The organism is Amycolatopsis sp. NPDC003865, from assembly GCF_053605345.1.
Window position 1 is genome coordinate 24899 of record NZ_JBSGJA010000004.1, and the last position, 26022, is coordinate 50920.

The following is a 26022-nucleotide window of genomic DNA, read 5'->3' on the forward strand; positions in this document are numbered from 1 at the left end:
CGAGTCAAACCCGCGGAAGCTTCGGCCGTCCACGAACCGTTGCCTCCCGCGTGGGAGCCTCCGGCTCCCACCGCAGGTCAGCCGAGCGGGACGAACGCCGAGAGCAGCAGCCAGGAGACGACGGCCGAGGGCAGCAGCGAGTCGAGGCGGTCCATGATCCCGCCGTGCCCGGGCAGCAGCGTGCCCATGTCCTTGACGCCGAGGTCGCGCTTGATCAGCGACTCGACGAGGTCGCCGAGGGTGGCGGTGAGCACGATCGCGACGCCGAAGATGACGCCCTGCCAGACGTGGCCGTCCAGCAGCAGGCTCAGGGTGAGGGCCCCGGCGACGACACCACCGACCAGCGAACCGCCGAAGCCTTCCCAGGTCTTCTTCGGGCTGATGGTCGGGGCCATCGGGTGCTTCCCGCCGAGCACGCCGGCGATGTAGCCCCCGGTGTCCGAGGCGACGACACCGATCAGGAAGGTGAGAACGCGCCCGACGCCGTCGGACGGCGGCACGAGCATGGCCGCGAAGGCGCCGAAGAGCGGCAGGTAGGCGGCGGCGAAGGTCGACGCGCTGATATCGCGCAGGTAGCCCTTCGCCCCGCCGGGCAGGCGCCAGAGCAGGCAGGCGAGCACGGTGAGGACGAAGGCGGTGAGCGCGCCTTCCCGGCCGAAGGGCCAGGCGAGCCAGATCATCGCCTGCCCGCCGACGAGCACCGGGATCATCGCGACCTTGATGTCGGCGACCCGGCGCAGCACCCCGGCGAACTCGAAGGTGCCGACCGCGATCGCGATCGCGATGATCCCGATGAACAGGAAGCGCACGGTGAGCAGGGAAACGATGATCGCGGCGCCGAGCAGCAGCCCGACACCGATGGCCGCGGGCAGGTTCCGGCCGGCCTTGGAGGCCTTCTTGACCTCCGGCGCGGCCTGGACACCGGGAGCGTCGGCGGTCCCGGCCGCCGACAACCGGCTCGCTTCGCCGGTTTCCGAGCCCGCCGCCTCGGCCTGCGAGGTCGCCGAACCAGCCGCCTCGCCGTTCCGCGAAGGCGCCACCGGAGCCGTCGCACCGGGCCGCGAGGTCGCCGAACCGGCGGCCTCGCCGGTTTCGGCGCCGGCCGTCCCGGCGGTTGCCGGGAACTCCGTGGTGCCGGCGTCCGCCGGGCCCGGCGTCCCGGGAGCGCCGGCCGGTTCGTCTCCGGTCGCGTCCACCCGGTCCTCGCGTTCCTCGCTCACCTGTGCCATCAGACCTCGAGCAGCTCGGCTTCCTTGTGCTTGACCAGCTCGTCGACCTTGTGCACGTAGGTGTCGGTCAGGTTCTGCAGTTCCTTCTCCGCGCGCGCGACGTCGTCCTCGCCGGCCTCGCCGTCCTTGGCGATGCGGTCCAGCTCGTCCTTGGCCTTGCGGCGCACGCTGCGGATCGACACCCGGGCGTCCTCGCCCTTGCCCTTGGCGACCTTCACCATCTCCTTGCGCCGCTCTTCGGTGAGCTGCGGGATGACGATGCGGATGACCTGGCCGTCGTTGCTCGGGTTGACCCCGAGGTCGGACTCCCGGATCGCCTTCTCGATCGCGCCGAGCTGCGACTGGTCGTAGGGCTTGATGAGCGCCATCCGGGCTTCCGGCACGTTCACGCTGGCCAGCTGGTTCAGCGGGGTCGGCGAGCCGTAGTACTCGACGACGATCCGCGCGAACATCGTCGAGGAAGCCCGGCCGGTGCGTACCGACGTCAGCTCGTCCTTGGCGACGGACACCGCTTTTTCCATCTTCTCCTCGGCATCGAGGAGGGTCTCGTCGATCACGGTCACTCCCGTAGTTGTGATGGGTGGCGCTTGCTGATCCCAGCAGGTCTAGGCCGGCACCCCGTCGGCGGGGGTGCTGACCAACGTGCCGATTCTTTCACCACTCACCGCGCGGGCGATGTTCCCCTCGGTGAGCAGGTTGAACACGATGATCGGCATGTTGTTGTCCATGCACAGGCTGAACGCCGTCGCGTCGGCGACCTTGAGGTCCCGCTCCAGCACCTCGCGGTGGGTGATCTCGCGGAACATCTCGGCGGTCGGGTCGGCCTTGGGGTCCGCGGTGTAGACGCCGTCGACGGCCTTGGCCATCAGCACGGCCTCGCAGCCCAGCTCCAGCGCCCGCTGGGCGGCCGCGGTGTCGGTGGAGAAGTACGGCATGCCGACCCCGGCGCCGAAGATCACGACGCGGCCCTTCTCCAGGTGCCGCTCGGCGCGGCGCGGGATGTAGGGCTCGGCGACCTGGCCCATCGTGATGGCGGTCTGCACGCGGGTGGGCAGGCCTTCCTTCTCCAGGAAGTCCTGCAGCGCCAGGCAGTTCATCACGGTGCCCAGCATCGCCATGTAGTCGGCGCGGTCGCGGTCCATGCCGCGCTGCGAGAGCTCCGCGCCGCGGAAGTAGTTGCCGCCACCGATCACGACCGCGACCTGGACGCCGGTGCGGGCGACGTCGGCGATCTGCTGCGCGACCGAGTGGACGACATCCGGATCGACGCCGATCGAACCACCGCCGAACATTTCGCCGCCCAGCTTCAGCAGCACCCGCCGGTAGCCACCTTCGACCCGGTCACCCATCTATGTCGCCTCCTACGCCCCTCGACCGCTGCAAAACTTCTCTGGACCCGACAGTGCCCCGTCCCCGATGGACGGAGACGGGGCACTGTGGGTGTGAAACCTACGCCCTGGCCTGAGCTCAGGCCTGGCCGACCTCGAAACGCGCGAACTTGGTCAGCGTCACGCCGGCCTCGTCGAGCAGGGCCTTGACGGTCTTCTTGTTGTCCTTGACCGACGGCTGCTCGAGCAGGACGTTGTCCTTGTAGTAGGCGTTGACCTTGCCCTCGACGATCTTCGGCAGCGCCTGCTCCGGCTTGCCTTCCTCGCGCGCGGTCTGGTCGGCGATGCGGCGCTCGTTCTCGATGATCTCGGCGGGCACCTCGTCGCGGGTCAGGTACTTCGCGCGCAGCGCGGCGACCTGCATGGCGGCACCGCGGGCGGCCTCGGCGTCGTCACCGGTGAACTCGACGAGCACACCGACGGCCGGCGGCAGGTCGGAACCGCGGCGGTGCAGGTAGGTCGCGGTCTGGCCCTCGAAGGCCACGACGCGGCGCAGCTCGAGCTTCTCGCCGATGCGGGCCGACAGCTCCTGGACGACCTCGTTGACGGTCTTGCCGTCGAGCTCGGCGGCCTTGAGCGCCTCGACGTCGCTGGTCTTGAGCGTCTTCGCGACCTCGACGATCTTCGCGGCGAGCGCCTGGAAGTCGGCGTTCTTCGCGACGAAGTCGGTCTCGGAGTCGAGCTCGATGAGCACGCCGCCGTCGCCGGTGACCAGGCCCTCGGCGGTGGCGCGCTCGGCGCGCTTGCCGACGTCCTTGGCGCCCTTGATGCGGAGGAACTCGACGGCCTTCTCGAAGTCGCCGTCGTTCTCCTCCAGCGCCTTCTTGCAGTCCATCATGCCGGCGCCGGTCATCTCGCGCAGGCGCTTCACGTCAGCGGCGGTGTAGTTCGCCATTCTGGTAAATCCGTCCTTTGCAGGAAATCTGTGGGTTGCTACGCCGGTGCGGCCGACCCGTCGGGCCGGCCGCACGGGCGGTGGGACATCAGGAGGAGGCGGTCGCCTGCTCGGTGGCGGCCTCGGTCGCGGCAGCGGCCTCGGTCGCGTCGGCGGCGGCGGTCTCGGAGCCGGCGAGCAGCTCCTTCTCCCACTCGGCCAGCGGCTCGTCGGAGGCGACGCCCGGCTCCGGCTTCGTGTCGGCGGAGGCACCGTTGCGGCTGGAGCGGGCCATCAGGCCGGCGGCCGCGGCTTCGGCGACGACCTTGGTCAGCAGCGCGGCGGACCGGATCGCGTCGTCGTTGCCCGGGATCGGGTAGTCGACCTCGTCCGGGTCGCAGTTGGTGTCCAGGATCGCGACGACCGGGATGTTCAGCTTCCGAGCCTCGCCGACGGCGATGTGCTCCTTCTTCGTGTCGACGATCCACACCGCGCTCGGCACCTTGGCCATGTCGCGGATACCGCCGAGGGTCTTCTCCAGCTTTTCCTTCTCGCGGGTCAGCGTCAGGATCTCGCGCTTGGTGAGGCCGGTGAAGCCACCGGTCTGCTCCTGGGCCTCGAGCTCCTTGAGGCGGAGGAGGCGCTTGTGCACGGTCTGGAAGTTGGTCAGCATGCCGCCGAGCCAGCGCTGGTTGACGTAGGGCATGCCCACGCGCGCGGCCTCGTTGGCGATGGCTTCCTGGGCCTGCTTCTTGGTGCCGACGAACATGATGGTGCCGCCGTGCGCGACGGTTTCCTTGATGAACTCGTACGCACGGTCGATGTAGGTCAGCGTCTGCTGCAGGTCGATGATGTAGATGCCGTTGCGCTCGGTGAAGATGTAGCGCTTCATCTTCGGGTTCCACCGACGGGTCTGGTGCCCGAAGTGCACGCCGCTGTCGAGCAGCTGCTTCATGGTGACGACGGCCATTGCCGGAATCACACCTCTTCTGTGTCGCGCGCGCCCGCTGGACGCGCTGCTCGGTTTTGTCGCTCGCGGCCGGGTGGCCGTTCGCCCTGGTGCCCGTGCCGGAGCCCGGACCCTGAGGGGTGAGGAACCCCAGGGACCGCCGGACCCCGTGCGTCTCCCGCGGTGAGAAAATTCGAGGGAACGCGCACGTGCACGCGAAGTCAGCCCGCTCACGCGGACCGCGCAGAAGATTCTACCCCCTGCCACCAGCCCCTCCCCCACCGGCGGCCGAGTTGTCCACACCGGCACCGCAGCGGCCCGAGTTGTCCACAGATTCGCGACCGCGCCCCCACGACGCCACGAAGTGCCGCAGGCTGGAGCCATGGAGTTGATCAACGGTTTCAGGTGGCGGTTCGCCGGTCGCAGCTGGGGCGTGATTGCCCTGGTCACGGTTGGTTTTCTGGCGGGTGTCGGTGTGATCGTTCCGGCCCAGCGGGAGTCCGGGCAGGCGGCCGATTCGGGAGTGGCGGCGGGGTTGACCGGGCTGGGGATACCTGGCGGCTGGACCGGTGGACAAGGGCCACCACCGGCACCACCGCCGTGGACGGGTGGGCCACCACCGGCACCACAGCCACAGACAGGTGAGCCACCACCGGCGCCACAGCCAGGGACGGATGAGCCACCGTCGACAGCACCGCCGCGGGCGGGTGAGCAGTCGCCGGTGCCACCGCCATGGCTCGGCGAGCCACCCCTGACGGCGGGCGAGTGGATGGCGGAGCGGGCGAGAGCCGAGCTGATGGCGGCGGTCGAACGGCCGACCGCACTCGGATCGACCCCGGCCCGGCCCCTCTCGACCGCGCCTCCGGCCGTGGTTCCCGCGCCGGCCTGGCTCACTTCACCCGGGCTGTGGGGCTCGCCGGACCCGCGAGCCGTTCGCCAAGGGCGGCTTTCCTGGCCGTTATCACCCGTTCCGGTGGTCACGAAGTACTTCGACGCCCCCGAAACCCCCTACGGCGCCGGGCACCGGGGCGTCGACCTGGCCGCCTTCCCCGGACAGGAGGTCCTTTCCGCCGATGCCGGTGTCGTCGTCTTCGCCGGGCTCGTCGGCGGGCGGCCCGTCATGTCCGTCGACCACGACGGCGGCCTGCGCACCACCTACGAGCCCGTCGAGCCGAAGGTCGCCGTCGGGGACCAGGTCTACCGGGGGCAGGTGCTCGGGACCGTCCTCGCCGGGCACCCCGGCTGCGCGATCGCAGCCTGCCTGCACTGGGGCGTGCGGCGGGGCGAGGAGTACGTCGACCCCCTCGCCCTGACCGGCGAGGTCGGCGAGTTCCGCCTCAAGCCGTGGGGAGGTGGTCCGTGATCAGGAGCCGGTCTGCTCGACCAGCTTGGCGCGCAGCCGCATGACCGCCCGCGTGTGCAGCTGGCTGACCCGCGACTCGGTGACGCCGAGGACCTTGCCGATCTCGGCGAGGGTCAGGCTCTCGAAGTAGTAGAGGCTGACCACGATCTTGTCGCGCTCGGTCAGCTGCGCGATGGCCTGCGCGAGCTGGCGCCGGTTGTCCTGGTCGACGAGCACCGCGACCGGGTCGACGGCGTCGTCGTCGGGCAGCGTGTCGACCAGCGAGCCGCTGTCCTTGCCCGCGGCCACCAGGTCCTCCAGCGCGACGACGCTGGTGAGCTGCAGCTGGCCGTAGAAGTCGCGCAGGTCGTCGAGGCCGATGCCCAGCTCGGCGGCGAGCTCGGCGTCGGTAGGGGTGCGGTTCAGGCGGGCGCCGAGGCGCTCCATCGCGCGCTCGGCCTCCTTGGCCTTGCTGCGGACCGCGCGCGGCACCCAGTCCTGCGAACGGAGGTCGTCGAGGATCGCGCCGCGGATGCGCTGCATCGCGTAGGTCTCGAAGCGCAGGCCGCGCTCGGGGTCGAACTTCTCGATCGCGTCGACGAGGCCGAAGATGCCGGACTGCACGAGGTCACCGACGTCGACGTGGGTCGGCAGCCCGGTGCCGACCCGGCCCGCGACGTACTTGACCAGCGGGGCGTAGTGCAGCACGAGCCGATCGCGCGACGCCTGGTCGGGGCTGTCGGCGAACTGCCGCCACAGCGCCGCGATGCCGGCGTCGACGTCGTAGCCGGCGCGCGATTCCGCGGGCGCGGCGGCCTCACCGTGAGTGGTCACTCCGGCGGCTTCGGTCACGTGCGGTCCTGCGGTCATTGCACAGTCGTTCTCGGCATGCGGCTCAGTATCGTCTCCGTGCTCGTGCGGATGCGCGTGCGCCGCCGGGCCCGCTGGTGACGACCCCGGCGAGACTCCCCGGGCCGCCTCAGGCCCTGGGGTGCGCTCGGTCATGGATCGCTTTCAACCGGTCGACGGTCACATGAGTGTAGAGCTGCGTCGTGGCAAGCGTAGCGTGACCGAGCAGTTCCTGAACGCTCCTGAGATCGGCACCCCCTTCGAGCAGATGCGTCGCCGCTGAATGCCGCAGGCCGTGCGGGCCCATGTCGAGCGCTCCGGGCACCGCCGAGACGGCGTCGTGCACCACCCGCCGCACCGCGCGCGGGTCGACGCGTTTCCCCCGGACACCGAGGAAAAGCGCGGGCTCGACGCCGTCACCGGCGGTTTCCGCGACGATCTTCGGCCGCCCCTCGGTGATCCAGTCGTCGAGCGCTTCCGCCGCCGGCACGCCGAACGGCACCACGCGTTCCTTGCCGCCCTTGCCGAGCACCGTCACGACACGGCGGGAGAAGTCGGCTCCGCCCAGATCCAACCCGCACAACTCGGACACGCGGATGCCGGTGGCGTAGAGCAGCTCGACGATCGCGCGATCACGCAGTGCGACGGGATCGCGTTCGGCCGCGCCGGCCGCCGACGCCTGCATGACCTCCCCCGCCTGCCCGGCGCGCAGCACCCCCGGCAGAGTGCGGTGCGCCCGCGGCGCGGCGAGCCGGCCGCCGGGGTCGGTCGCGAGGACACCGGTCCGGTGCGCCCAGGCGGTGAACGTCCGCGCCGAGGCGGCCCGCCGCGCGAGCGTCGTCCGGCTCGCCCCGCCGGACTGCTGGGCGGCGAGCCACGCCCGCAGCCGCGCCAGGTCCAGCTCGGCGAGCGAGCCGCCGCCGTCGGCGACGAACGCCAGCAGCGAAACCACATCGCCGACGTACGCCCGGACGGTGTGCGCGGACAGGCCGCGTTCGAGCCCGAGGTGCCGTTCGTACCCGGTGACGGTGGCCCGGACCGGCTCGGGCAGCGCGGCCCGGAGCGCGCGCAGATCGGGACGGCGGCCCCGGCCGGGGTGTGATGGCGGCGGCATGGATGTCACGCTGCGCGAACAACCGCCTCCGGTCAAGGATCGCCACGCGGGCACACCGGACCGGCCGAACGCCATCGACGATTTCGCCCGGAATTCGTGGCGTTCACGCGCTTTCCCTCCGCCGTCGCCAGCCGGCGTCCCCACGGACGGCGAATCCGTCGATTTCCAACGCCGGCAGCAGGGCACGCACTTTCCGCAGCGGCAGCCCGGATTCGGCCGCGATTTCGGAGTCCGACCGGTCGGCGCGTGCGGCAAGTGCCTCGTAGGCGCGCAACGCCTCGGGGCCGAGCCGGTCGGTCGGGCGCTTCGGCCGGGCGGCCGGGTCCTCGGCGATCCCGAACCGGCCGACGGCCTCGAGGATCTCGTCGACGGACGAGACGAGCGTCGCGCGGGAGTCGCGGATCAGCTCGTGGCAGCCGACGGACATCCCCGAGGAGATGGGCCCCGGCAGGGCCATGACGACCTTGCCGAGGGCGCCGGCGGTGCTCGCGGTGTTGCGCGCGCCGCTGCGTTTCCCGGCTTCGACGACCAAGGTGCCCTCGGTGAGGGCCGCGATCAGCCGGTTGCGGACCAGGAACCGGTGCCGGGCGGGCGGTGTGCCGGGCGGGTATTCGCTGACGACGGCGCCGCCGTCGCGGACGATCCGGTTCAGCAGCCCGACGTGACCGGCCGGGTAGCCGGCATCGACGGCGCAGCCGAGCACCGCGACGGTGACGCCCGAGGCGCCGAGCGCACCCCGGTGGGCGGCGCCGTCGATGCCGTAGGCCGCACCCGAGAACACCGGAACGCCCCGGGCGGCCAGCCCGTAGGACAGCTCGGCGGCGTGGTGCTCGCCGTACTCGGTCGCCGCCCGGGCGCCGACCACGGCGACAGCGCGGTCGGCGGCGGTGCCGAGGGCGACGTCGCCGGTGACCCACAGCGCCAGCGGCGGGACGGCTTCGGCCACCCCGCGCCGGGCCGCCTGGTCGAGGGCGAGCAGCGGCCAGGCCGGCCATTCGTCGTCTTCGGGGACGACGAGCCGGGCCCCGCCCGCGGCGGCCCGCGCGAAGTCCTGGCCGACAAGGTCGTAATCACGGCGCGCCTCGGTCGCTTTGAGCACCTCGGGCGGACAGTCGCTTCGCCGGACCCGGGCGGCCGCATCGACCGGGCCGTGCTCGGCCACGAAGGCGACCAGCGCGGCGGCCGGGGGCTCCGCGACCCGCAGGAGGTATGCACGGGCCCGGCGCAGCTCGTCGGCGCTCATGCCACCACCCGCCCACAACCAGACCGACCGACGAAACGCGGAGGCTGGGCCGCCCACGCGCTGGCCGGGTGCGCTCTCTTTGGCGTCATGCCACCACCCCGCCCACAGCCGGACCGACCGACGGAACACGGAGGCTGAACCGCCCACGCGCGAGCCGGGTGCGCTCTCTTCGACCTCATGCCGCCACCCGCTCACGGAAGGCCAGGGCCGAGCTGACCTGGTCGGCTCCGGGACGGTGCTCGCCGTCCAGGTCGGCGAGGGTCCAGGCGATGCGCAGGCACCTGTCGGCGCCGCGGCCGCTCAATGCTCCGCGGTCCATGGCCCGGTCCAGCAGCTGTGTTGCGTCCGGGGCCAGCGTGAACTTCCGCCTCAGGGCCGGGCCGGGAACCTCCGAGTTCGACCGCCAGCCGTGCTCGCTCCAGCGTCGCGCGGCGCGCTCGCGGGCCTGCAGTACCCGGCCGCGGACCGTTTCCGAGGATTCCGCCGGCCCCGTGTCGTGGGCGCTGATCGCGCTCAACGGCCGCAACCGGACCCGTAGGTCGACCCGGTCCAGCAGCGGTCCGGACAGCCGGCCCAGGTAGCGGCGCCGAGCTGTCGGCGAGCACACGCAATCAGCGTCCTTCGGTGGCGCGCACGCGCACGGGTTCGCCGCCAGCACCAGCTGGAACCGCGCCGGGTAGGTGATTGCGCCCTTCACCCGCGCGATGCGCACCTCGCCCTCCTCGAGCACCGTCCGCAGGGACTCGAGGCACTGGCCGCCGAACTCGCACACCTCGTCCAGGAACAGCACGCCACGATGGGCGCGGCTGATCGCACCGGGCATCGCGATCCCGCTGCCGCCGCCGATCAGGGCGGCGATGGAGATCGAATGGTGGGGCGCGACGAACGGCGGCACGGTGACGAGCGGCGAGGACTTCGACAGCGACCCGTCGACCGAATGCACCGCCGTCACCTCCAGCGACTCGTCGGACGACAACGGCGGCAGCAGGCCCGGGAGCCGCTTCGCCAGCATCGTTTTCCCGACGCCGGGCGGACCGGTGAGCAGGACATGGTGGCCGCCTGCCGCGGCGACCTCCAGCGCCCACCGCGCCTCCGGCTGGCCGACGACGTCGGCCAGGTCGGGCACCTCGGATGCCGCCGCCGGCGCGGCCGGGACCGGCTTCGGCAGGTCGAGCTCGCTCTTCAACCAGGCCACCAGGTCCCGCAGGTGGGGCGCTCCCGCGACCTCGATGCCGTCCACCAGGGCCGCCTCGACCAGCGACTCCTGCGGTACGACGGCACGGCCGTACCCTGCCGCTCGCGCCGCCAGCAGGCCGGGCAGGATGCCGCGGACCGGGCGGATCCGCCCGTCCAGGGCGAGTTCGCCCAGCAGCACGGCGCCGAGGAGCCGCGTGGCCGGCACCGCGCCTTGCGCCGCGAGGATCGCGGCCGCGATACCGAGGTCGTACGCCGAGCCGACCTTCGGCAGGTTCGCCGGCGAGAGGCCCAGCGTGACCTTGCCGTCGGGCCAGGGCTGGCCCGAGTTGCGGATGGCCGACCGGACGCGGTCCTTGGCTTCGCGCAACCCGGCGTCGGGCAGCCCGACGAGGGTGACCCTGCTGAGCCCGCCGCCCAGGTCCGCCTCGATCTCGATGATCCGGCCGTCGATCCCCAGCAGGGCGGCGGACCAGGCCTTGGCGATCGGCATCAGAACGCCGCCTCGATGTGCTGGACGCGGGGGCGCTTGCCGACCTCGGCGAGGATCGTCACCACGTCGTAGCGGACCGGGCACCAGCCGATGCGGTACTCGCGCAGCCAGCGTTCCGCCGCTCTGCGTATCCGACCCGCCTTTTCCTCGGTGACTGTCTCCGACAGAAGCCCGTACTCGGTGCCCGTACGGGTCTTGACCTCGCAGAACACCACGCGGGTGCGGTCGGTGAGGATCAGATCGATCTCGCCTTCGCGGCAGCGCCAGTTGCGGCCCAGCAGGACGAGGCCGCGGTCCTGCAGGTACGTGGCCGCCAGGTCTTCGCCCCACGTTCCCAGGTCGCGGCGGTGTCTTGCGAGCTGGTCGGTGCCCGTCATCGTGTCGCCCCCTCGTCGGTGCGCCGGTCACCGGGGTGGTCCCGGCGATCACGGTGCGTGTGCGTTCGACGATGCCAGGGTGCGGGGCGGCGAAACCAGGCCGGAATCGCCGGGCTGTGGACAACCGGGGGTATGTGGACAACTCGTCCACGGATCGCCCCGGGAGCACCGGTTTTGTCGGACCGTTGTGCTAAGGGGGGCGAAAAGACCGCGCCGGCTCGTCCAGGGCGGGACGAACCGGCGCGGGCAGGGAAACGGGGCTCAGCCCGAGAACGGGCCGTCTTCGGGCAGCCTCAGGTCCGGTTTGTCGAGCTCCTCGACGTTGACGTCCTTGAACGTGATGACCCGGACGTGCTTGACGAACCGGGCCGGGCGGTACATGTCCCAGACCCACGCGTCGGACATGCGGACCTCGAAGTACACCTCGCCGCCGCCGTCGCGGACCTGGACGTCGACCGCGTTCGCCAGGTAGAACCGCCGCTCGGTCTCCACCACGTACGAGAACTGGCCGACGATGTCGCGGTACTCGCGGTACAGCGAGAGCTCCATCTCGGTCTCGTACTTCTCGAGATCCTCTGCGCTCATGAAATCCGCGCCCCTCCTCGGGCTCGTTCTGCTCCGGCGGAGCGTTCATTGTGACCCACACCCGCGCCCGGGGCATGCAGCGGCAGGCTGAGTTGTGGCTCGAGTGCCTCGTCGAGGACCGCGGCCAGGCTCGCCGCGGTCCCGGATTCCATGGCTTTCTCCAGCGCCGCGTAGGTCAGCAGGACCGGCCGGGCCGGCCGCAGGCCGTGCTTGACGGCCACCGTCGCGACGTTGGTGTACGACCACCGGTGGACGTCGCTGGGGCCGTGCTCGCGCAGCGCCGCCAGGTGGTCGGACGTGCTGTACCCCTTGTGCACGTCGAAACCGTAGTGCGGGAGGTCGTCGTGGTAGCCCGCCATGATGCGGTCGCGCGTCACCTTCGCCAGCACCGACGCGGCCGCGATGCACGCCACCGACCGGTCGCCCTTGATCACCGCCGCGTTCGGCGCCGTCAGGCCGGGGACCCGGAACCCGTCGGTCAGGATGTAGCCCGGCGAGACGCGCAGCGCCGCCGCAGCGCGCCGCATGCCTTCCAGGTTCATCACCCGGATGCCGTAGAGGTCGACCTCGGCCGTGGGGATGACGATCACCGAGTAGTCGACGGCGCGCTTGAGGATCAGGTCGTAGACCCGGTCGCGCGCCTTCGCCGTCATCAGCTTCGAGTCCGTCAGCTCGGTGAGCTTCGCGTCGCCCTGCTTGAGCACGCAGGCCGCGACCACCAGCGGCCCCGCGCACGCTCCGGCGCCCGCTTCGTCCACACCGGCGACCGGGCCGAGGCCACGGCGGTCGAGCGCGCCCTGCAACCCCCAGAAGAGGTCGCCGCGCACCACGGCCCGCGGCGGCCGGATCGGCTCGGCCGCGGTGAGGGGAACGGGAAGAGTCAAGGCTGGATCACCCGTCTGCCGACACGGATCGGGGTGGTTAGCGTTTCCGGCGGAGTCCGGACTTGAGCTTGCGCCCCAGGAAGAGCGTGGGCCACGCCGCCGCGATCCCGGCGCCGAGCGGGATGCCGCTCTGCCAGGCCGGCGCGCCGAGCGCCACCGGCTGGGCGGCTTCCTGCGGGTTGTGGTCGGTGATCCCGCCCCACCGGCTCGGCGGCAGGACGATGATCCGCGCCTTGCCGATGATGTTGTCCACGGGGACCGCGCCGTTCACGCCGCCGCCGCCCTGGAAGCGGGAGTCGTCGGAGTTGTTGCGGTTGTCGCCCATGACCCAGACGGTCCCGGCGGGGACCTTGACCGGCTCGAAAGGCCGCTCGTTCTGGTTGTTGGCGTCTTCCCAGTGGACGTACGGCTCGTCGAGCCCCTTGCCGTCCACGACGACCCGGCCCTGAGTGTCGCAGCACTGGACGGTCTGGCCGCCGACCGCGATCACGCGCTTGACGAAGTCGCGCTCGTCCGGCGGGGCGAACCCGACCAGCGAGCCCAGACCGCGCAGGCCCTGGACGACGATGTTGCTCGACTCCTGCGGCGCGATCTCGTTGTTGACCCACGCCGGCGGACCCTTGAACACGATCACGTCGCCCGGCGAGGGCTCGGTGAAGTCGTAGGTGACCCGGTCCACGAGGATCCGGTCACCGGTGCAGCCGGGGCACCCGTGCAGGGTGGCCTCCATGGACCCCGAAGGGATCATGAAGACCTTCGCGAGGAATGTCTGGATCAGGATCGTGAGCACCAGGGCGATCACGAGCAGGATCGGCAGTTCCTTCCAGAACGACCGTTTCTTGGCGGGCTTGGCTCGCCGCCGTCGGGACCCCCCGCGCTCCTCGGAGCGGGACCGCCTCGGCTGGTCCTCCTCGGAGCGATCGGGGTCATCCTCAGGAGCGTTCTGGGACACGGGTTCGGCCACGTCGTCAGGCTACCGGTAACCGGGTTGTGACTCAGTTAGCCGAAGCCGTCTCGCGGTTCTCGCGGCGCTCCTTGATCTTGGCCTTCTTGCCCCGCAGGTCGCGCAGGTAGTACAGCTTCGCGCGCCGCACGTCACCGCGCTTGTGGACCTCGACCTCGGCGATGTTCGGCGAGTGGACCGGGAAGGTCCGCTCCACGCCGACGCCGAAGGAGATCTTGCGAACGGTGAAGGTCTCCCGGATGCCACCGCCCTGACGGCGGATGACCACGCCCTGGAAGACCTGGTTGCGCTCGCGGTTGCCCTCGATGACGCGGACACTCACCTTGAGCGTGTCGCCCGGGCGGAAGTCCGGGATGTCGGAACGCAGCGACTGCTTGTCCAGCGCGTCCAGGGTGTTCATCGGTGGTCCGTCCTCGTCTTCGTATGGCTTGCGTACACGTCCCCAGGCGCGCAACGGTGCCGCTGCGGGCGACCCGGGGGGCTGATGGCGGGCTCGTGAACGAGGAGGTCCACTCACGCCAACCTGTCAAGTATTACAGACCGGGGTCCGGCTCAAGTAACCGGCCCCTGGGCCCGCTCGGGGTCCAAGCCCTCCAGGACCCCGCGATCGTGCTTGTCGAGACTACCTTCCGGCAACGCCGCCAGGAGATCGGGGCGGCGGCGGGCGGTGCGCTCCAGGGCCTGGTCACGCCGCCACCGGTCGATCAGCGCGTGGTTGCCCGACCGCAGCACGTCCGGCACGGCGAGGTCCCGCCACACCTCCGGGCGGGTGTAGCTGGGCCCTTCGAGCAGGCCGTCGGAGAACGAGTCCTCCGCGGCCGAGCGGGCGTTGCCCAGCACCCCGGGCAGCAGCCGGACGACGGCCTCGACGATGACCAGCACCGCCGCTTCGCCGCCGACCAGCACGTAGTCGCCGATCGACACCTCGTCGACCGGCATCCGGCGCGCGGCGTCGTCCACGACCCGCTGGTCGATGCCCTCGTAGCGGCCGCAGGCGAACACCAGGTGCTTTTCCGACGCGTATTCGTGCGCCAGCTCCTGGGTGAACGGCTTGCCCGCCGGCGTCGGCACGACGAGCCGCGTCTCGGACGTGCATACGTCGTCGAGCGCCGGGCCCCAGATCTGCGGCTTCATCACCATGCCGGGGCCGCCGCCGTACGGCGCGTCGTCGACCGCGCGGTGCACGTCGTGGGTCCAGTCGCGCAGGTCGTGCACGCCGACCTCGATGAGGCCGCGGTCGATCGCCCGGCCCAGCAGCGCGGCGCGCAGCGGGTCGAGGTACTCGGGGAAGATCGTGACGACGTCGATCCGCATGTCAGGCGTCCAGGAGCCCTTCCGGCGGGTCGAGCACGACCCGGCCGCCCGCGACGTCCACCGTGGGGACGATCGCGCGGACGAACGGGACCAGCACGTCACGGCCGTCGACGTCCAGTTCCAGCAGCTCGCCCGCGGGTGAGTGGACGACCTCGACGACCTTGCCGACGACCGTCCCGTCGGCCAGCTCGGCCCGCAGGCCGGCCAGCTCGTGGTCGTAGAACTCGTCGGGGTCCGAGGTCGGCGGCAGCGTGTCGGTGTCCGCGAGCAGCAAGGCCCCCCGCAGCGTCTCGGCGACGTCGCGCGTCAGGACCTCCTCGAAACGCACCAGCAGCCGCCCGCTGTGTTCGCGGGCGGCTGCGATGGTGAGTTCCCTCTTGCTGCCGTCACGCAGCTTGGTCGTGACGGCCGCACCGATCCTGAACCGCTCTTCCGGCGAGTCCGTGCGCACGTCCACCGCGAGTTCCCCGCGGATGCCGTGCGCCTTCGCGATGCGGCCGACTACGACGTCCATCCTGACCGTGCTTCGATGAGGCTCAGCGGTCGGTGTCGACGACGTCCACGCGGACGCCGCGGCCACCGATGCCACCCATGACGGTGCGCAGGGCGGTCGCCGTGCGACCACCCCGGCCGATCACCTTGCCGAGGTCGTCGGGGTGCACGTGCACCTCGAGCGTGCGGCCACGGCGCGTGGTCAGCAGCTCGACCCGGACCTCGTCCGGGTTGTCGACGATCCCGCGCACCAGGTGCTCGAGGGAGTCCGCGAGGAAACTCACTCGGACTTCTCGCCCTCAGCAGCCTCCGCCTTCTCGGCGTCGGCCTTCTTCGGGGTCGACTTCTTCTTCGGCGTGGTGGCCTCGGTGGAGGGCTCCTCGCCGGCCGCGGCCAGCGCCGCGTTGAACAGGTCCTGCTTGGACGGCTTCGGCTCGGCCACCTTCAGGGTGCCCTCGGCGCCCGGCAGGCCCTTGAACTTCTGCCAGTCACCGGTGATCTCCAGCAGGCGCTGGACCGGCTCGGTCGGCTGCGCGCCGACACCCAGCCAGTACTGGGCGCGCTCGGAGACGACCTCGATCAGGCTCGGCTCTTCCTTCGGGTGGTACTTGCCGATCGTCTCGATGGCCTTGCCGTCCCGGCGGGTGCGCGCGTCGGCGACGATGATGCGGTAGTACGGCGCACGGATCTTGCCGAGGCGCTGCAGCTTGATCTTGACGGCCACGGGTGTGGGTTCTCCTCGAGTCTCTCTGGTGCTGGGCTGGGCGCACGCGGGCCGAGTGGGGACACGGACGCGGGCACCCGAAGGTCAGGAGCTTTCGCACGGTGAGAGGGTCCGGCGGAAGCAGGCAGTGACCCATTCTGCCAGACGGGGCCCGCGCCCCTAGAAAGAGGCCACCCCGAGCGCCCCGAGCAGGATGGTCAGCGCCGGCAGGAAGTTGTTCACCTGGTGCGCGACGATACTGGCCGGCAGCCGCCCGGTGACCAGCCGGGCCAGGCCGATCGGCACCGCGATGACCAGCAGCAACGTCGTGCGCAGCGGCTCGAGGTGGCTGGCCGCGAACACCGCCGTCGACAGCAGGAAGGCCGCGACGCGGCCCCAGCGTTCGCTGCGCCACTGCAGCTGTTCGGCGGCGCCCCAGAGCAGGCCGCGGTAGATGATCTCCTCGCAGATCGGGCCGAGCAGCCAGAGGTAGACGAACATCACCACGGCCGCCGAGATCGACATCTTCCGGTCTTCGACCAGCGCGCTGATCGCCGACGTCGCGTTGGCGTTGCCGACGAGCCGCGTCCACAGGTAGGCGCCGAGGGTGGTGAAGACGAGCCCGATGCAGCCGTACCGGAACCCGGTGCGGACGTCGGCCCAGCGCCACTCCAGCCGCAGGTCCGCGAAGGGCCCGTTGCCGCGCAGGTAGGTGATCAGCACCGCCACGCCCGCCGCGATCATCGTCGGCAGCATCGTGCCGAGCAGCACGACGCGGATCGGCAGCGGGCCGGGGCCGGTGTCGCCGACCAGCACCGACACGAACGCCGCCGACGCCAGCAGCACGGCCTCGACGAGCAGGAAGGCCCCGAAGCCCCACCGGTGCCGCCGCGGAGGCTCGAGGAACGCGGCCGGCTCCTCGGGGTCCGGCGGCGCGTCGGAAGCCGGGTCCCGGGGCTGGGAAGTGGTCACGCCTGGCCCTCCGCGGTCGCTCGGCTCCTGGGGACGAGCCTAGCGGCCGCGATGTGATCGCACAGTATCCGTCCGACTACTGTACACGATCTTCGCAACACCTTCAGTGCGCGACGAACAGCAGCACCGCGGGCGGCAGGTTGTTGGCCGCGTGCGCGATCACCCCGGCGCTCACCCGGCCGGACAGGTGCCGGGCCAGGCCGATCGCGATGCCCTGGCCGATGAGCGCGATCGTGCGCGTCGGCTCGCCGTGCAGCTGGGCGAACACCACCGACGTGAGCAGCAGCACCACCCACGGCGGGACCCGGTGGAACGCCAGCGCGTTCCAGAGCGTGCCGCGGACCAGCAGCTCTTCGGTGATCGGCGCGCCGGCGATGACGATCACCGCGGCGAGCACCAGCCAGACGGTGTCGCCGTCGAAGGTGTCGGCAAGGTCGGTCAGCGGGCTGTCGGAGACGTCGTCGGCGCCGTAGACGGCGATCAGCACCAGGTTGAGCCCGTAGCCGACGACCAGGGCGAGCGCGCCGCAGGCGAGACCGATCCGGACGTCGCGCCAGGTCGGCTTCAGCCCGAAGTCGGCGCGCAGGCCGCTCCCCCAGGTCCACGAGCCCACCGCCGGGCCGAGGCCGAGCAGCAGGTTGGGCACGAACGCCAGGAGCAGCAGCGGGCCGATGTCGTGCAGCTCGAGGGGGTCGAACTCGCCGACGTTGCGGTTGACCGCCGCGGCGATGATCAGGTTGATCAGGTAGTAGCCGGCGATCCCCGCGATGAACGCCACGAAACACCAGTGCGCCCCCAGCACGCGCCGTGCGCCGTCGTCGTCCGTCACGGGTCCAACGCTAAAGTGCCGACCCCGCAAGGAAAGCAGCGGGGTCTACGCGTAGACGACGCCGCCGAGCACGATGTGCTCCGGGTGCCGCAGGACGCCCAGGTCCGCGCGGGGATCGCTCGCGTAGACGAGCAGGTCGGCGGGTGCGCCGTCGGCGATGCCGGGGTGGCCGAGCCAATCGCGGGCGGCCCAGGACGCGCCGGCAAGGGCCGCCTCGCGGGTCATGCCCGCGCGGTGCAGGGCCTCGATCTCGTCGACGAGCCGGCCGTGCTCGACCATGCCGCCCGCGTCGCTGCCCGCGAAGACGCGTACGCCCGCTTCGATGGCGGCAGCGACCATCTCGCCGACGCCCGCGTGCAGCGCCCGCATGTGGTTCGCGTACGCGGGGTACTTGCCCGCCTTGTCCGCGATGCCCGGGAAGTTCTCGATGTTGATCAGCGTCGGGACGAGTGCGACGTCGTTGCGCGCCAGCTCCGCGAGCTGGTCGCCGCTCAGGCCCGTGCCGTGTTCGAGGCAGTCGATGCCCGACGCGATCAGGCCGGGCAGCGCGGCCTCGCCGAAGACGTGCGCGGTGACGCGGGCGCCGTGCTCGTGCGCGACCTTGACGGCCTCGGCGAGGACGTCGTCCGGCCAGAGCGGCGCGAGGTCGCCCGCGCCGCGGTCGATCCAGTCGCCGACGAGCTTGACCCAGCCGTCGCCGTCCCGAGCCTGGTCCGCGACGGCGGCGGGCAGCTGCGAGGCGTCGTCCAGCTCGATGCCGAGCCCGGGGATGTAGCGCTTGGCCAGCGCGAGGTGCTGCCCGGCGCGGATGATCGTGGGCAGATCGGCGCGCCGCTGCAGTGGCCGGACGTCGATCGGGAGGCCGCAGTCGCGGATCAGCAGCGTGCCCGCGTTCCGGTCCGCGATCGCCTGCGACGTCGCCTCTTCGAGCGAGACGGGCCCGCCGACGCCGATGCCGGGGTGGCAGTGGGCGTCGACCAGGCCGGGCACCAGGAAGACGTCCCGGCCCAGCGTCTCGGCGTCCGGCACCGGCTCGAACGAGATCCGCCCGCCGGTGATCCAGAGGTCCCGGGACTCGCCGCCGGGCAGGACCACCCCGGCGGCGTGCAGCGCCGTGCTCAATTGTCCTTCGGGTTCTTCGGCAGCTTGAACTTCGACGGGTCGAAGCCCGGGACGTCGTTCATGCCACCCAGCTGCGAAAGATCGGGCATCCCGCCCGGCATGCCACCGCCCGGGGGCAGCATCGGCATACCGCCGGGGAAGCCGCCGCGGACCTTGGGAGGCGTGGGACCGCGGCCCTTCTTGCCCTTCTTGCCCTTGCGGGACTTCGAGCCGCCCCCGCCGCCGAAGCCGAACCGGCCGGCCATCTGGGCCATCATCTTGCGGGCCTCGAAGAACCGGTTGACCAGGTCGTTGACCTCGCGGACGGTGACGCCAGAGCCCTTCGCGATGCGCAACCGCCGGGAGCCGTTGATCAGCTTCGGGTCGTCGCGCTCGGCCGGGGTCATGCCGCGGATGATCGCCTGCAGCTTGTCCAGGTGCTTGTCGTCGACCTGGGCCAGCTGGTCCTTCATCTGGCCGGCACCCGGGAGCATGCCGAGCAGGTTGCCGATCGGGCCCATCTTGCGGACCGCGAGCATCTGCTCGAGGAAGTCCTCCAGGGTGAGCTGGCCGCTGGAGAGCTTCTCCGCGGCCTTCTCGGCCTGCTTCTGGTCGAAGGCCTGCTCGGCCTGTTCGATCAGGGTGAGCACGTCACCCATGCCGAGGATCCGCGACGCCATCCGGTCGGGGTGGAAGGTGTCGAAGTCCTCGAGCTTCTCGCCGTTGGAGGCGAAGAGGATCGGCTGGCCGGTGATCTCGCGGACGCTCAGCGCGGCACCACCGCGGGCGTCGCCGTCGAGCTTGGTGAGCACGACGCCGCTGAAGCCGACCCCGTCCTGGAACGCCTGGGCCGTGGTCACGGCGTCCTGGCCGATCATCGCGTCGACGACGAACAGGACCTCGTCCGGGCTGACCGCGTCGCGGATGTCCGCGGCCTGCTTCATCAGCTCTTCGTCGACACCCAGGCGGCCCGCGGTGTCGACCACGACGACGTCGTGCTGCGCGTGCTTGGCCTCGGCGATGGCGCGGCGGGCGACGTCGACCGGGTCGCCGACGCCGTTGCCCGGCTCCGGCGCGAAGGTGACGACGCCGGCGCGCTCGCCGACGACCTGCAGCTGCGTGACGGCGTTGGGGCGCTGGAGGTCGCAGGCGACCAGCATCGGCGCGTGGCCCTGCTTCTTCAGCCACAGCGCGAGCTTGCCGGCCAGGGTCGTCTTACCGGCGCCCTGCAGACCGGCGAGCATGATCACGGTCGGCGGGTTCTTCGCCAGGTTCAGCCGGCGCGTCTCGCCGCCGAGGATCGCGACGAGCTCCTCGTTGACGATCTTGACGACCTGCTGCGCGGGGTTGAGCGCCTGGGAGACCTCGGCGCCCTTCGCCCGCTCCTTGATCTTCGCGATGAAGGTCTTGACCACGCCGAGGGCGACGTCGGCCTCCAGCAGCGCGATGCGGATCTCGCGCGCGGTGGCGTCGATGTCGGCGTCGGACAGCCTGCCCTTGCGCGTGAGCGTCTGCAGGGCGGCGGTGAGCCGATCGGAGAGGGTGTCGAACACGGGTGTGCACGCTCCAGCTGGGTCGAGAGTGGCGCGCCGGACGAGGCCGGCCCTCCCGAGGGTAGTCGCTCCAGGTCGTCGGCCTCACGGGTGCGCACACCTTGTACGCATGTGCGTACTACCTCGACAGGCAGTTCCCACAAATAGTTGGAAAGTGTGACGTGAGTCTGTAAACGTATGTGTATGACCTCTGCGACCAGACCCCGGCCGTCGCTCGCCGAACCGGCCGCCGACACCGACGAGCCGGTCCCCCTCCGCCGGATCGCCGGCCTGTTCCGCGCGCACCGCGGGTCCCTCGCCGCGCTGTTCGCGCTGATCGTCGTGCAGGCCGGGCTCGGCGTGACTTCACCGTTCCTGCTGCGCGAGATCCTCGACGACGCACTCCCGCACCGCGACACGCTGCTGCTGAGCCTCCTGGCGGGCGGGATGATCGCCTGCGCGGTCGGCAGCGCGTCGCTGGGCGTGGCCACCACGGGGCTGTCCAACACGATCGGGCAGCGCGTGATGAACGAGCTGCGCGTCTCGGTGTACGGCCACCTGCAGCGGATGTCGCTCGGCTTCTTCACCCGGACGAAGAGCGGCGAAGTGCTCTCGCGGGTGTTCAACGACATCGGCGGCGTCGACAACGTCATCACCACGACCGCCGGGTCGATGGTGCAGAACCTGACCACGACGGTCGCCATCACGGTCGCGCTGATCCTGCTCGACTGGCAGCTCGCGGCGCTCTCGCTGATCGTCGTCCCGCTGTTCCTGCTGTTCACGCTGCGGCTCGGCAAGAAGCGGCGGACGCTGGCCCGCGGCCGCACGCGGCGGATGGCCCGGCTGACGACGATGGTCGAGGAGTCCCTGTCGGTCACCGGCGTGCTGCTCGCCAAGACGATGGGCAACGAGCGGGCGATGCGCGAGCGGTTCGGCGCCGAGTCCCGGGAGATCGCGTCGCTCGAACGCGCGGCGGCGCTGGCCGGCCGCTGGCAGATCGCGTCCCGGGCGATGAGCCTGACCGTCATCCCGGCGCTGGTCTACTGGATCGCCGGGCTGGCGCTGGCGGGCGGGGCGTCGCCGATTTCGCTCGGCACGGTCGTGGCGTTCACCAGCATGCTCAACCGGCTGGTCGCGCCGGCGAGTGCGATGCAGACGATCGGGCAGAACGTGGCGACGTCGAAGGCGCTGTTCGGGCGCATCTTCGAGGTCCTCGACCTGCCGGTGGAGATCGGCGACAAGCCCGGCGCCGGCACCCTCGAGGTGCGCCGCGGCGACGTCGCGATGCGCGGGGTGTCGTTCCGCTACGACGAAGAAGGCCCGCTGACGCTGCGGGACATCGACCTCGACGTCCCGGCCGGGACCACCACGGCGCTCGTCGGCTCGACCGGTTCGGGCAAGACGACGCTCGCCTACCTGGTGGCGCGGCTGTACGAGGTGAGCGCCGGGTCGGTGACGATCGACGGCACCGACGTCCGCGACGTCACCCTGGCCTCGCTCGCGGCCGGCGTCGGGATGGTGTCGCAGGAGACGTACCTGTTCCACGACACCGTCCGGGAGAACCTGCGCTTCGCGAAGCCGGACGCGACCGACGAGGAGATCGAGGCCGCCGCCAGGGCCGCGCACATCCACGACACCCTGGCCGGGCTGCCCGAGGGCTACGACACGGTCGTGGGCCAGCGCGGCTACCGCTTCTCCGGCGGCGAGAAGCAGCGGATGGCGATCGCGCGGATCCTGCTGCGCAACCCGCCGGTGCTCATCCTCGACGAGGCGACCAGCGCGCTCGACACGCGCACGGAACGGTCGGTGCAGGCCGAGCTGGACCGGCTCGCCGCGGGCCGGACGACGCTGACGATCGCCCACCGGCTGTCCACTGTGGAGCACGCCGACCAGATCGTGGTGCTGCACGGAGGCCGGATCGTCGAACGCGGGACGCACGACGAGCTGCTGGCGCGCGACGGGCGTTATGCCCGGCTGGTCCGGGGAACCGCCTAACCTGGGGCCATGCAGCCCGAACCCGACGTCGCAGCACCGGTCAGCGCGGACCCCGAGCTGGCCGACCTCGCCCACCGGGTCCGCGAGGGCGTCGGGCGGCTGAACTGGCGGATGCGCGCGGAGCGGGATCTCAACGGGCCGGGCCCGGCGGTGCTGGCGGTGCTGAGCAGGCTCTACCGGGCGGGGACGCACACGCCGACCGAGCTGGCCGAAGCGGAACGGCTGCAGCCGCAGTCGCTCACGCGGATCCTCGCGTGGGTGACCGAACGCGAGCTGGTGACGCGCGCGCCGGACCCGCAGGACGGCCGCCGTTCGCTGGTCAGCATCACCCCGGCCGGGCTGGCGGTGCTGCGCGAGTACAGCGTCCGCCGCGAGCGCTGGCTGGCCGGCGCGATCGAGGCGACGCTGTCCCCGACCGAACGGCAGCTGCTGAGCCTGGCTTCGGAGCTGATGCTGCGGGTGGCGGACGCCTAAAGCCGCCGCGGAGACCCCTCGATCCCTCCACGGCGGCTTCGGCGTTCGCGCCGCCTCCCCGCGGTGCGATGCGAGTCCCGGAACGGGCCGCTCCTCCGTCGGCCCGCCCCGGAACCCTGGTCCCCGGACGGCTCACCTCCCCAGGGGCCGTCCGGTTCTCCCCCCTGCCTGCGGTCCGGTACCCGCTGGCAGGACGAAGTCTGCCGCGCCGGGGTACCCGGCCAGCAGTGGGAGAACCCTCAATTACCCGTGGGTAGTACTACTCAGGGCGTCTTAGCGCGGCCGCGACCGGCCGCTCGCTTCGCCGTCGTACGCGCCTTCGCCGCCCTCGACGCGGCGGCTTTCGCCTTCGCCACGGCCGCGTTGCGCGCGTCCTCGGCCTCGGACGCCGTCTCCTGCAAGGCCGCCAGCAGCCGTGTCACGCCCTCCGCCTGCTCGGCCGCCGTCGGCTGGACGACGTCCGCGCCGTCGATCTTCGCCTGGACCAACGCCTGGAAGGCTTCGCGGTAACGGTCGGGGTAGCGGGCGGGGTCGAACTCGCCGGTCAGCTCCTCGACGAGGTTCACCGCGCGCCGCAGCTCACCCGGCCGGATGTCGACGTCGGCGTGGCGGAACGGGAAGTCGGGCGTGCGGACCTCGTCCGGCCACCGCATCGTCTCCAGCACGATCACCTGGTCGCGCACGCGCAGCGCGCCGAGGGTCTCGCGGCGGCGCAGCGCGACGGTGACCAGCGCGATCCGCTCGGACTGTTGCAGGGCCTCGCTGAACAGCACGTACGGCTTCGTGCCCGCCGGCTCGGGCTCGAGGTAGTAGCTCTTCGCGAACCAGATCGGGTCGACGTCGGCGAGCGGCGCGAACCCGCGGATCGCGATCGTGCGGCCGGGCATCGGCAGGGACGCGAGCTCGTGGTCCGACAGCAGCACGACGTCACCGCCGGGGACGGCGTACCCGCGGACCATCTGCTCGGGCGGCACCTCGGCGCCGTCGACCTCGCACACCCGCTTCACCCGGACGCGGCCGCCGTCGGCCTCGTGGACCTGGTGCAGCGGGAGCTCCCGGTCCTCGGTCGCGCTGTACGCCTTCACCGGAACGGCGTAGCTGCCGAACCCGATCGTGCCCGTCCAGATCGCGCGCATGCGAGCCACCTCCGCAGCTCCCAGGCTAGACAGCGGGTCGCGCGCGCCGACAGCTACAAACGGGTGTCAGGCGCGACGGATTCGCTCACACATTCGAACGACGGCGTGACCTCGTCGAGCGCTTCGGCCGAGCAGCGGGCCGCGATGGCCGCCGCGCGGAGCACCTCGGTGACGACTTCGACGTCCAGCGGCGGGGCCGCGGCGAGCGCGCCCGCGCCGCCTTCGACGCGGGCGGCGAGGCCCGCGAGCGCGTGGGAGATGGCCTCCTGACCGGCGATCAGGTGGGCGACGACGTCGGTGAGCTCGGCGGTCGTGGCGCCCGGGCCGCCGCAGCGCAGGCTCGCGGCGAGCTCTTCGGCACAGGAGCGCAGGTGGGTGGCGACGACCGTCGGCGGCAGCGTCACGTCGTGCATCACTCACCCCTCGGGCCGGCAGAGCCGCCATGGTGCCACCGCGCCCGCCGTGAGCCGAGGCGACACACCGCCGCCGACATATTTGACCACTCGTTCTCGAAAGAAGTAGCCTTCCGATCATGTCCCGGGTCAAGGAGTTCGACGTCGACGAAGCCTGCGACGCCGCACTCGCGCTCTTCCGGCGCCAGGGTTACGAAGCGACGTCGGTCAGCGACCTCGTCACGCACCTCGGCGTCGCCAAGGCGAGCCTGTACGCCACCTTCGGCACGAAACACGACTTCTACGTGACGGCGCTGAAGCGGTACGCCGAGCGGACCGACGCCCGGGTCGTGGCCGAGCTGTCGGGGCCAGGCTCGGGCGTGGCCGCGGTGCGCCGGCTTTTCGACGGCTACCGGGCCGAAATCCTCGGCGACGAGACCAGGATGGGCTGCTTCGTCGTCAACGCGGCGATCGAACTGCTCCCCCACGACCCCGAGGTCGCGCGGCTGGTGGAACGCAGCTGGGACACCCTCGAGGTCGCGCTCACCATGGCGCTGGAACGCGCTCGATCCCAAGGTGAACTGCCGGACGGCAGCGACCCGGCCCAGGTGGCGAGGTTCCTGCTCACCGTGCTCCAGGGGCTGCGCGTCCTCGGCAAGGGCACGGACGCCGCGAGCCGGCTGGACGCGGCCATCTCCCAAGCCATGCGGCTTATTCAAGACTGATCAGACCAGAAAGAAGGCACACGATGGGGGCACGGTTCGCGGGCAAGGTCGTCCTGGTGACGGGCGGCAGCTCGGGCATCGGACGGGACACGGCGCGGGCGTTCGCGACGGAGGGCGCGACGGTGGTCGTCGCCGGGCGCGACGAGCGGCGGCTCGCGGCGACGGTCGAGGAAATCGGCGGTGACGCGAGCGCGGTGACGGTGGACATCACCGACTCGGAAGACGTGGCGCGGATGGTCGAGACGGTCGTCGCGCGGCACGGCGGCCTGCACGTCGCGGTCAACAACGCGGGCATCCTCGGGTCGCCGGCGCCGGCCGGCGACCTCGACGAGGCGGGCTTCGGCGCGGTGCTGGCCACGAACGTCACGGGGACGTGGCTGTGCCTCAAGCACGAGGTCGCGCACATGCGGGCGCACGGCGGCGGCGCGATCGTGAACATGGCGTCCAACATCGGCGCGCACGGCAGGCTGCCGAACATGGCGGCCTACGCGGCGTCGAAGGCCGCGGTGAGCGCGCTGACCCGCACGGCGGCGCGCGACCACATCGCCGAGGGTGTCCGCATCAACGCGGTCAGCCCGGGCGCGACCGACACGGACATGTCGCGGCGCCCCGGCGAGACGGACGCCGATCGCGCGGAGCGGCTGAAGAACGCGATCCCGCTGGGCCGGGTGGGGGCGACCGCCGAGGTGGCCGCCGCTGTGCTGTGGCTGGCTTCGGACGAAGCGGCCTTCACCGTGGGGCACGACCTGGTGGTCGACGGCGGTGCGACCGCCTGAGCGGCCCCACCCGGGCCCGCGGCTGCTTCAGGACTCACGGTTGCGCATGGTGACGATCCCCTCTCGTGCGGGATGGACTGGGTGGCGGCGGGCTCA

Annotated in this window: 29 protein-coding genes; 5 read left to right on the top strand and 24 right to left on the bottom strand. The window is 71.6% G+C overall.

The annotated features are described in order from the left end of the window. Nucleotides 1-77: 77 nt before the first annotated feature. The 5 genes from ACWEVP_RS11670 to rpsB all read right to left on the bottom strand — a co-directional run bounded on the left by ACWEVP_RS11670 (nt 78) and on the right by rpsB (nt 4461). Entirely contained in the window at nt 78-953 is an 876-nt protein-coding gene (locus ACWEVP_RS11670) for a phosphatidate cytidylyltransferase (RefSeq protein ID WP_452062931.1), read from the bottom strand. A 275-nt stretch (nt 954-1228) separates the two neighbouring features. Continuing rightward, complete coding sequence (gene frr, locus ACWEVP_RS11675) at nt 1229-1786, bottom strand: ribosome recycling factor (protein WP_452062506.1); 558 nt, start codon at nt 1784-1786, stop codon at nt 1229-1231. Between the two features lie 48 nt (nt 1787-1834). Next, on the bottom strand, nt 1835-2578 hold the full coding sequence (gene pyrH, locus ACWEVP_RS11680) for a UMP kinase (RefSeq protein ID WP_003065595.1): 744 nt from the start codon (nt 2576-2578) through the stop codon (nt 1835-1837). Nucleotides 2579-2696: 118 nt separating this feature from the next. Further along, nucleotides 2697-3512, bottom strand: a complete 816-nt coding sequence (tsf, locus tag ACWEVP_RS11685; protein ID WP_452062507.1) for a translation elongation factor Ts — start codon at nt 3510-3512, stop codon at nt 2697-2699. A gap of 88 nt (nt 3513-3600) precedes the next feature. Then, a complete protein-coding gene (gene rpsB, locus ACWEVP_RS11690; protein WP_452062508.1) occupies nt 3601-4461 on the bottom strand; it encodes a 30S ribosomal protein S2 in 861 nt (286 codons plus the stop codon). A gap of 775 nt (nt 4462-5236) precedes the next feature. Here rpsB and ACWEVP_RS11695 point away from each other — a divergent pair. Further along, nucleotides 5237-5803, top strand: coding sequence for a M23 family metallopeptidase (locus ACWEVP_RS11695; RefSeq protein ID WP_452062509.1), 567 nt, complete (start codon nt 5237-5239; stop codon nt 5801-5803). On the opposite strand, the gene ACWEVP_RS11700 is transcribed toward ACWEVP_RS11695, so the two are convergent. From ACWEVP_RS11700 to ffh, 17 genes are all read right to left on the bottom strand, one after another. Beyond that, a complete protein-coding gene (locus ACWEVP_RS11700) occupies nt 5804-6652 on the bottom strand; it encodes a FliA/WhiG family RNA polymerase sigma factor (RefSeq protein WP_364450464.1) in 849 nt (282 codons plus the stop codon). A 109-nt stretch (nt 6653-6761) separates the two neighbouring features. Beyond that, entirely contained in the window at nt 6762-7745 is a 984-nt protein-coding gene (locus ACWEVP_RS11705) for a tyrosine recombinase XerC (protein ID WP_452062510.1), read from the bottom strand. Nucleotides 7746-7848: 103 nt separating this feature from the next. Next, nucleotides 7849-8988 carry a DNA-processing protein DprA gene (gene dprA, locus ACWEVP_RS11710; RefSeq protein WP_452062511.1) on the bottom strand — a complete coding sequence of 380 codons (1140 nt, stop codon included), beginning with the start codon at nt 8986-8988 and terminating at the stop codon, nt 7849-7851. Nucleotides 8989-9163: 175 nt separating this feature from the next. Then, nucleotides 9164-10675, bottom strand: a complete 1512-nt coding sequence (locus tag ACWEVP_RS11715) for a YifB family Mg chelatase-like AAA ATPase (RefSeq protein WP_452062512.1) — start codon at nt 10673-10675, stop codon at nt 9164-9166. Next, complete coding sequence (locus ACWEVP_RS11720) at nt 10675-11052, bottom strand: YraN family protein (RefSeq protein WP_452062513.1); 378 nt, start codon at nt 11050-11052, stop codon at nt 10675-10677. Before ACWEVP_RS11720 ends, ACWEVP_RS11715 begins: the two co-directional genes overlap by 1 nt. A gap of 261 nt (nt 11053-11313) precedes the next feature. Next, nucleotides 11314-11637, bottom strand: a complete 324-nt coding sequence (locus ACWEVP_RS11725) for a DUF2469 domain-containing protein (RefSeq protein ID WP_003096226.1) — start codon at nt 11635-11637, stop codon at nt 11314-11316. Further along, the gene (locus ACWEVP_RS11730; protein WP_452062932.1) at nt 11634-12467 is read right to left on the bottom strand and encodes a ribonuclease HII; all 834 of its coding nucleotides are present in this window, start codon (nt 12465-12467) and stop codon (nt 11634-11636) included. Before ACWEVP_RS11730 ends, ACWEVP_RS11725 begins: the two co-directional genes overlap by 4 nt. 91 nt (nt 12468-12558) lie before the next feature. After that, on the bottom strand, nt 12559-13485 hold the full coding sequence (lepB, locus tag ACWEVP_RS11735) for a signal peptidase I (protein WP_452062514.1): 927 nt from the start codon (nt 13483-13485) through the stop codon (nt 12559-12561). Nucleotides 13486-13516: 31 nt separating this feature from the next. Beyond that, nucleotides 13517-13885 carry a 50S ribosomal protein L19 gene (gene rplS, locus ACWEVP_RS11740; protein WP_003103119.1) on the bottom strand — a complete coding sequence of 123 codons (369 nt, stop codon included), beginning with the start codon at nt 13883-13885 and terminating at the stop codon, nt 13517-13519. A 152-nt stretch (nt 13886-14037) separates the two neighbouring features. Further along, on the bottom strand, nt 14038-14799 hold the full coding sequence (gene trmD / locus ACWEVP_RS11745) for a tRNA (guanosine(37)-N1)-methyltransferase TrmD (protein WP_452062515.1): 762 nt from the start codon (nt 14797-14799) through the stop codon (nt 14038-14040). A gap of 1 nt (nt 14800) precedes the next feature. Beyond that, nucleotides 14801-15313 carry a ribosome maturation factor RimM gene (gene rimM / locus ACWEVP_RS11750; protein WP_452062516.1) on the bottom strand — a complete coding sequence of 171 codons (513 nt, stop codon included), beginning with the start codon at nt 15311-15313 and terminating at the stop codon, nt 14801-14803. 22 nt (nt 15314-15335) lie between these two features. Next, a complete protein-coding gene (locus ACWEVP_RS11755; protein ID WP_003103110.1) occupies nt 15336-15575 on the bottom strand; it encodes an RNA-binding protein in 240 nt (79 codons plus the stop codon). After that, nucleotides 15572-16015 (bottom strand): 30S ribosomal protein S16, encoded by a 444-nt coding sequence (gene rpsP / locus ACWEVP_RS11760; protein ID WP_452062517.1) that lies wholly within the window; start codon nt 16013-16015, stop codon nt 15572-15574. The genes ACWEVP_RS11755 and rpsP overlap by 4 nt, the downstream gene beginning before the upstream one ends. A gap of 159 nt (nt 16016-16174) precedes the next feature. After that, nucleotides 16175-16966 carry a CPBP family intramembrane glutamic endopeptidase gene (locus ACWEVP_RS11765; RefSeq protein ID WP_452062518.1) on the bottom strand — a complete coding sequence of 264 codons (792 nt, stop codon included), beginning with the start codon at nt 16964-16966 and terminating at the stop codon, nt 16175-16177. 103 nt (nt 16967-17069) lie between these two features. Further along, a complete protein-coding gene (locus ACWEVP_RS11770; protein ID WP_452062519.1) occupies nt 17070-17795 on the bottom strand; it encodes a CPBP family intramembrane glutamic endopeptidase in 726 nt (241 codons plus the stop codon). Nucleotides 17796-17840: 45 nt separating this feature from the next. After that, nucleotides 17841-18917, bottom strand: a complete 1077-nt coding sequence (locus ACWEVP_RS11775) for an amidohydrolase family protein (RefSeq protein WP_452062520.1) — start codon at nt 18915-18917, stop codon at nt 17841-17843. Further along, nucleotides 18914-20449, bottom strand: a complete 1536-nt coding sequence (gene ffh / locus ACWEVP_RS11780; protein WP_452062521.1) for a signal recognition particle protein — start codon at nt 20447-20449, stop codon at nt 18914-18916. Before ffh ends, ACWEVP_RS11775 begins: the two co-directional genes overlap by 4 nt. A 183-nt stretch (nt 20450-20632) precedes the next feature. On the opposite strand from ffh, the gene ACWEVP_RS11785 reads away from it, so the two are divergent. Then, nucleotides 20633-22423, top strand: a complete 1791-nt coding sequence (locus ACWEVP_RS11785) for an ABC transporter ATP-binding protein (protein WP_452062522.1) — start codon at nt 20633-20635, stop codon at nt 22421-22423. 9 nt (nt 22424-22432) lie between these two features. Then, a complete protein-coding gene (locus ACWEVP_RS11790; RefSeq protein ID WP_452062523.1) occupies nt 22433-22897 on the top strand; it encodes a MarR family winged helix-turn-helix transcriptional regulator in 465 nt (154 codons plus the stop codon). Between the two features lie 263 nt (nt 22898-23160). Here ACWEVP_RS11790 and ku read toward each other — a convergent pair whose 3' ends face one another. Together ku and ACWEVP_RS11800 are read right to left on the bottom strand one after the other, a co-directional pair. Beyond that, nucleotides 23161-24033, bottom strand: coding sequence for a non-homologous end joining protein Ku (gene ku, locus ACWEVP_RS11795; protein WP_452062524.1), 873 nt, complete (start codon nt 24031-24033; stop codon nt 23161-23163). A gap of 53 nt (nt 24034-24086) precedes the next feature. Further along, nucleotides 24087-24446: a hypothetical protein gene (locus ACWEVP_RS11800; RefSeq protein ID WP_452062525.1), complete on the bottom strand. Its 360-nt coding sequence runs from the start codon at nt 24444-24446 to the stop codon at nt 24087-24089. Nucleotides 24447-24565: 119 nt separating this feature from the next. On the opposite strand from ACWEVP_RS11800, the gene ACWEVP_RS11805 reads away from it, so the two are divergent. Next, nucleotides 24566-25150, top strand: coding sequence for a TetR/AcrR family transcriptional regulator (locus tag ACWEVP_RS11805; protein WP_452062526.1), 585 nt, complete (start codon nt 24566-24568; stop codon nt 25148-25150). Between the two features lie 23 nt (nt 25151-25173). Then, a complete protein-coding gene (locus ACWEVP_RS11810; protein ID WP_452062527.1) occupies nt 25174-25926 on the top strand; it encodes a glucose 1-dehydrogenase in 753 nt (250 codons plus the stop codon). Nucleotides 25927-26022: the final 96 nt, after the last annotated feature.